The 6,185-nt window shown below is 64.1% G+C and carries 7 protein-coding genes and 1 tRNA gene; 2 read left to right on the forward strand and 6 right to left on the reverse strand.

Annotated features, from left to right (window positions below):
- Positions 1–31: 31 nt before the first annotated feature.
- Positions 32–616 (forward strand): serine O-acetyltransferase EpsC, encoded by a 585-nt coding sequence (epsC, locus tag AC6CHP_RS07215; protein ID WP_188729263.1) that lies wholly within the window; start codon positions 32–34, stop codon positions 614–616.
- A gap of 104 nt (positions 617–720) precedes the next feature.
- Here the strand turns inward: epsC and gnd are convergent, their stop codons facing one another.
- Positions 721–2,157, reverse strand: a complete 1,437-nt coding sequence (gene gnd / locus AC6CHP_RS07220) for an NADP-dependent phosphogluconate dehydrogenase (protein WP_188808609.1) — start codon at positions 2,155–2,157, stop codon at positions 721–723.
- A 200-nt stretch (positions 2,158–2,357) separates the two neighbouring features.
- Here gnd and AC6CHP_RS07225 point away from each other — a divergent pair, with 200 nt between their 5' ends.
- Positions 2,358–3,083 carry a FadR/GntR family transcriptional regulator gene (locus tag AC6CHP_RS07225; protein WP_104186114.1) on the forward strand — a complete coding sequence of 242 codons (726 nt, stop codon included), beginning with the start codon at positions 2,358–2,360 and terminating at the stop codon, positions 3,081–3,083.
- A gap of 216 nt (positions 3,084–3,299) precedes the next feature.
- Here the strand turns inward: AC6CHP_RS07225 and AC6CHP_RS07230 are convergent, their stop codons facing one another.
- The 5 genes from AC6CHP_RS07230 to AC6CHP_RS07250 all read right to left on the reverse strand — a co-directional run bounded on the left by AC6CHP_RS07230 (position 3,300) and on the right by AC6CHP_RS07250 (position 5,760).
- Entirely contained in the window at positions 3,300–3,590 is a 291-nt protein-coding gene (locus AC6CHP_RS07230) for a hypothetical protein (RefSeq protein WP_377194421.1), read from the reverse strand.
- A 148-nt stretch (positions 3,591–3,738) separates the two neighbouring features.
- Positions 3,739–3,811 (reverse strand) — tRNA-Val (locus AC6CHP_RS07235).
- Between the two features lie 111 nt (positions 3,812–3,922).
- Complete coding sequence (locus AC6CHP_RS07240; protein WP_188729258.1) at positions 3,923–4,843, reverse strand: NAD-dependent protein deacetylase; 921 nt, start codon at positions 4,841–4,843, stop codon at positions 3,923–3,925.
- Between the two features lie 6 nt (positions 4,844–4,849).
- Complete coding sequence (locus tag AC6CHP_RS07245; RefSeq protein WP_498228817.1) at positions 4,850–5,344, reverse strand: peroxiredoxin; 495 nt, start codon at positions 5,342–5,344, stop codon at positions 4,850–4,852.
- The gene (locus AC6CHP_RS07250) at positions 5,341–5,760 is read right to left on the reverse strand and encodes a DUF3052 domain-containing protein (RefSeq protein ID WP_066276773.1); all 420 of its coding nucleotides are present in this window, start codon (positions 5,758–5,760) and stop codon (positions 5,341–5,343) included. The genes AC6CHP_RS07245 and AC6CHP_RS07250 overlap by 4 nt, the downstream gene beginning before the upstream one ends.
- Positions 5,761–6,185: the final 425 nt, after the last annotated feature.

The raw sequence follows: 6,185 nt of genomic DNA on the forward strand, positions 1-6,185 counted from the left end.
CTCTTCGCCCGTTTCCTGTAGAAAGAACTCTGTGGGCTTTTTCGCAAGACTAAAGGAAGACCTCGACGCCGCCCGGTCCCACGACCCGGCGGCTCGAGGTTCTTTCGAGAACTTTTTCGCATATTCCGGGCTGCATGCCATCTGGATCCACAGGCTGACGCACCGGCTGTGGCAGAATCCGGCCCTGCGTTTCCCGGCGCGGCTGCTCTCGCAGCTGGGCCGCTTCCTGACCGGGATCGAGATCCATCCGGGGGCCACCATCGGCCGCCGCTTCTTCATCGATCACGGCATGGGCGTGGTCATCGGCGAAACCGCGGACATCGGTGAGGACGTGATGATCTACCACGGGGTCACCCTGGGCGGCCGGTCACTCGCACGGATCAAGCGCCACCCCACCATCGGCGACCGCGTGACCATTGGCGCCGGTGCAAAGATCCTGGGGCCCATCACCATTGGCAGGGACAGCGCCGTCGGCGCCAACGCCGTGGTGGTCAAGGACGCCCCTCCCGAATCGATCGTCACCGGCGTTCCCGCGAAGTGGCGCCACCGTGACGCCCAGCGCGAAACCAAGCCGGCGGTTGACCCGGCGGAATACGACATCGAATACCGCATCTGACGGGGCCGGCCCTTGGGCTGCCCAGCAAAACAAGAGCAAGAAGAAAAGGCGGGCAGTTTCCGGATCACCGGAAACTGCCCGCCTTTTGTGCCCTGAGGCGAAACCTAGTGGGTGTCCACCGCTTCGATTTCGGACTTGTCCTCGCCCCACAGGGTGTGGAACGTGCCTTCCGCATCGACGCGGCCGTAGGTGTGGGCGCCGAAGAGGTCGCGCTGGCCCTGGATGAGGGCTGCGGCGACGCGCTTGCGGCGCAGGCCGTCGTAGTAGGCCAGTGAGGAGGAGAAGACCGGAACCGGGATTCCCAGCTGGACAGCCGTGGCCACCACGCGGCGCCAGGCGGGAAGGGCGCCGGCGATCGCTTCCGTGAACGCCGGAGCGAACAGCAGGTTGGCGGGCTTCTCTTCAGCGGCGTAGGCCTTGGTGATGTCCTTGAGCAGTTCTGCGCGGATGATGCAGCCGGCCCGCCACAGCGAGGCGATCTCGTCCAGCTTCAGGTCCCAGTTGTATTCCTTGGCTGCCGAGGTGAGCATGTCCAGGCCCTGGGCGTAGGAAACCAGCTTGGAGGCGTAGAGCGCCTGGCGGACGTCCTCAACGAAGGTCTCCGGGATTTCGACGTCGGCCTCGTGGCCTGCCAGCAGTTCCTGGCCAAGCTTGCGCTGGCCGGCCTGGGAGGACAGTGCACGGGCGAACACGGATTCGGCGATGCCGGAGACCGGGGAACCCAGTTCCAGGGCAGAGATAACGGTCCAGCGGCCGGTGCCCTTCTGGCCTGCTGCGTCCACCACGACGTCCACGAACGGCTTGCCGGTCCTGGCGTCCACGTGGCCCAGGACCTCGGCGGAGATTTCGATCAGGAAGGAGGACAGCTCGCCCTTGTTCCAGTCGGTGAAGATCTTGGCCTGCTCCGCGGGCTCGATTCCGGCACCGGAACGGAGCAGGTCGAAGGCTTCGCCGATGACCTGCATGTCGGCGTATTCGATGCCGTTGTGGACCATCTTGACGAAGTGGCCGGCGCCGTCGGTGCCCACCCAGGCGCAGCAGGGCTCGCCGTCGACCTTTGCGGAGATCTTCTCGAGCAGCGGGCCGAGGGCCTTGTAGGACTCCTTGGAACCGCCGGGCATGATGGAGGGTCCGTTCAGGGCACCTTCCTCGCCGCCGGAAACACCGACGCCCACGAAGTGCAGGTCCTTCTTGGCGAGGGCGGCCTCACGGCGGCGGGTGTCCTCGTAGTGGGAGTTTCCGGCGTCGATGATGATGTCGCCGGGTTCCAGCAGGGGCTCAAGCTGTTCGATCACGGAGTCAACCGGCTTGCCGGCCTTCACCATGATGAGGACCCGGCGCGGCTTCTCGAGGGAGTCCACCAGCTCCTGCAGGGTTTCGGTGCGGATGAAGTCGCCATCCGTACCGTGCTTTGCCAGCAGGGCGTCCGTCTTTTCGACTGAGCGGTTGTGCAGGGCGACCGTGAAGCCGTTGCGGGCCAGGTTGCGGGCCAGGTTGGCGCCCATCACCGCGAGGCCGGTGACACCGATGTGTGCAGACATCAAAACTCCAATTCGTACTGTGCGATGGATGTGCAGTGGCTCCCGGTGCTCGGAAGACCGTTGCAGACCAAGGGTCTGAATAAAGCATATATATTCATGAAGTCACAGGAAAGTAACGCCCACGTAATGGAACAGTTTGTGTCGCTGACAGTCAAGGACGGCTGCTTCCCGGCCGACCTGTTCCCACTAGGCTTAGCTGCATGACCAGCAGCCTGCACCACCGTGCCATTGAGAACCTGGGCACGCGCATCATCTCGGGCGAGCTTCCTGCCGGCCACATCATGCTTGCCGAAAAACTTGAGGATGAGCTCAAGGTTTCGCGTTCGGTGATCCGCGAGGCCGTCCGTGTGCTGCAATCCCTTGGGCTGGTGGAAACCACCAAGCGGGTGGGAATCCGGGTCCTGCCGCCGAGCCGCTGGAACCCCTTTGACCCGCAGGTCATCCGCTGGCGGCTCGCCAGCAAGGCGCGCGGTGCCCAGCTGCGGTCCCTGGCCGAGCTGAGGTCGGCCGTGGAACCGGCAGCTGCCGAACTTGCCGCGCAGAACGCCCCCGCGCCGCTGCGGCTGGAGCTGGTGGATGTTGCCCATGCAATGCGCGACGCCGGCCACAGGGGGGAAGTGCCACGCTTCCTTGAGCTGGACATCCAGTTCCATTCGCTGCTGCTCTCCGGATCCGGGAACGAGATGTTTGCGAACCTCATGGGCCAGGTGGCCGAAACCCTGACGGGCCGGACCGTGCATGGGCTGATGCCCGACCATCCGCACGAGGCAGCACTGCAGTGGCACGTGGATGTGGCGGAGGCAATTGCCCGGGGCGACGCCGGCGCTGCCCGCGAGGCCTCCGACAAGATCATGAGGCGGACCATGTCGCAGATGTCAGACACCTGGACGGAACAGCCCCGGGTTTTTATCCCCGTGCACCGCTGACCCCGGCCCGCGGTTCACGGTCCGCGGCCGGAGCATCGAACCGCTGCGGCATTCCAGGCGCACGGCAGTTGGTGCATGACACAGCAGGAAACGGCTTTTTGTTTCCGTAAGTTCACGGTATATTCAATTCAGGCCCTCCACCGCGGCATCCCCCAATAGTCGCGGTGGAGGGTTTTCCATTGTCCTGAAAGGCCTGTTCCGGCCGTCGGGCCTCCCCTAGGCGGCATCTGCAACCGCCTCCCGCAGCCGCCAGCCCCCGCCCAGCCCGTCCCTTTCCAGGAGCATGGTGGTGAGGGCTGACCCCGTGTTCCTGCCCAGCCGGACCTGGAGCTGAAGGACCTCGACGTCCACCCTGCTGAGCCCCTTGGGCATCCGGCGGCGCGTCTCCCACCAGTTGACCCGTTCGAACCACCTCACCGGCTCGGCACCCACGGCCCATTCCCTGCCACCGCTGAGCACCGCCGTCGGCCTGCCGTCGGTGCCTGTCCTCACAATCACGTGTTCCATGCCTGCAAGCTATGGCAGGGGGCCGACATTCACGCCGGGCCGGAACACCAGGCGGGCAACTTCTGCAGTAACAAGGGGGCAGTAGTAAAGAGGCAACAAAAAAGCCCCGCAGTTTCCGCCTTAAGGCGGAAACTGCGGGGCTTGTCGGTGGGTCCTACCGGGATCGAACCGATGACATCCACGGTGTAAACGTGGCGCTCTACCAGCTGAGCTAAAGACCCATGGTTGCCGGATCAGGCGCTGCTGCGCCCTGACCAACGAACATAGACTCTACCCGACGCCGGGCATAAAGTGCGAATCGGCGCACCCGCCCTGCCCATTCCGCCGCCCGGCTATACCGGCGGAAGCTCAGCGGCGAGCCAGGTCAACGATTCGCTGACACCGGCTTCAAGCTTGACGGTCGCCTTGTCGTCCCCGCGCGTGGCCCCACGGTTGATGATGACCACCGGTTTGCCGTCCTTCGCCGCGTGCCTGACAAACCGGAGGCCGCTCATCACCGTGAGGGAGGAGCCCGCAACCACCAGCGCCGCGGCGTCGTCAACCATCCGGTACGACGTTTCAACCCTGTCCTTGGGCACGTTCTCCCCGAAGTACACGAAATCCGGTTTCAGTGTTCCTCCACAGGCGGGGCACACAGCAACAACAAAGCTGCTGATCAGGGTCTGGTCCTCCACTGTTGAATCGGCATCCGGAGCCATTTCCACCAGGCCTGATTCCTTCGCCCGGTCAAGGAAGCCGGGATTCAATTCCTCCAGCATTCCTGCCAGCAGGCGGCGGGAGTAGGTCCGGCGGCAGTCCAGGCACACTATCTGGTCATACCGGCCATGGAGGTCCACAACATTCACGCTGCCGGCGTCCTGGTGGAGCCGGTCCACGTTCTGCGTAATGAGGCCCGTCAGGTGTCCACGGCGTTCCAGTTCGGCAGCGGCACGGTGGCCCTGGTTGGGATCAGCGTGGCGGAGGTGTGACCATCCGATGTGGTTTCTAGCCCAGTAGCGCTGGCGGTTCGCGGCCGCCTTGACGAACTCCTGGTAGGTCATGGGTGTCCGCGGCGGCGACCCCGGCCCACGGTAGTCGGGAATACCCGAGTCGGTGCTGAGGCCGGCACCGGTAAGGAGGGCGAACCGGCCCCCTGCCAGCAGGTCCCTGATGCGGACCAGGACCTCGAGCTCATCGGCGGAAGGCATGGCGGGAGGAACCGGCGGCATGCTGGCAAAGCCCGTGAGGCCCACACCATGCCGCTGCTCAGCCATAATCCGTCAGGCCTTATCCAGCCCGGCCAGCGCCTTGCGGTATTCGCCGAGGTCCCGGGCCCGTCCGCGCGGGTTCACCACGGTGTAGCGAATGGCGCCCCCGGCATCGATGATGAACGTGCCCCGCAGCGCCATTCCGCTCTCGGGGTCGAAGACACCATAGAGGCTTGCCGCAGCACCGTGGGGCCAGAAGTCCGCCAGCAAATCGAAGGTATACCCCTCCTGCTGGGCGTAGGCCCGCAAGGTGAACTTACTGTCAACGGAAACCGCTAGGACAACGGCATTCCCCTCTTCGAACAGGGCCAGATTGTCCCTGATTTCGCAGAGCTCGCCGGTGCAGATGCCGGAGAAGGCAAACGGATAGAACACCAGCACCACGTTCTGGCCGCGGAAGGCAGACAACCTGACCGGTTCGCCGTACTGATTGTCGAGTTCAAAGTCGGGTGCCGGAGCGCCAACGGCGGGGACGGCAACGGAGGCAGCGGCAAGCGCTGCCGTCACTTGTTCTTCCTGCTCACCAGCCGCGTTGCGCTCCAGTCCTTGGACACGCCTGCCGACGTCGTCACGTGCAGTCCGGCGGTCGGCGCCGCTTCCTGGATGTCCGCCGGGGAGACGTATCCAGTCCTTCCGGACTTGGGTGTCAGGACCCAGACGACGCCGTTTTCGCTCAGCGTGGTCAGCGAATCCATGAGGCTGTCCACCAGGTCCCCGTCGCCGTCGCGCCACCAGAAAACGACGGCGTCCGCCACTTCATGGTCGTCCTCGTCCAGCAGCTCGGAACCCGTCAGGTCCTCAATATCGTCACGCAAGTCGAAATCGACGTCGTCGTCGTAACCGAACTCCTGAATCAGATCCCCATTCTTGAAACCCAATTTTTCCGCCACATTTACCGAAGTGGCGGCGTCGGCCTCGCTCACGTGTACCTCCAATGCCTTATATGCGCGGTGCGCATAGTGATTTCCATTACTCCCAGCCAACACCCTTTGTGCCTGAGCTTCAAGCTGCCGCCCCCGTGATGTGGCATATTCTGCGTCACACCAGGTTCCGCCAACCCGCAGCACAGCGGCTTTTCGTCACACAACCAGTATGACGGCGAAATACAACCGGGCCGCCCAAGCCGCGGCTACGCATCGCGTTGGGGACAGAGTTAGAGTGGCAGGTGACAACTATGCCTGCGGGGCAACAACCCTGTAACTCCAATGCAGACGTAGGAATGCTAGGACCCTGCCCGGCACACATGACCGGGCTGTTGTAACCGATACGTCGCACACGGCGTATGTACGCCGGGCGGTCACCCTGCCCGGCCTGAGTGCGCCATCAATGCGCGCAAAGAGAGGTTGGA

The organism is Pseudarthrobacter sp. GQ63 (genome assembly GCF_059758765.1).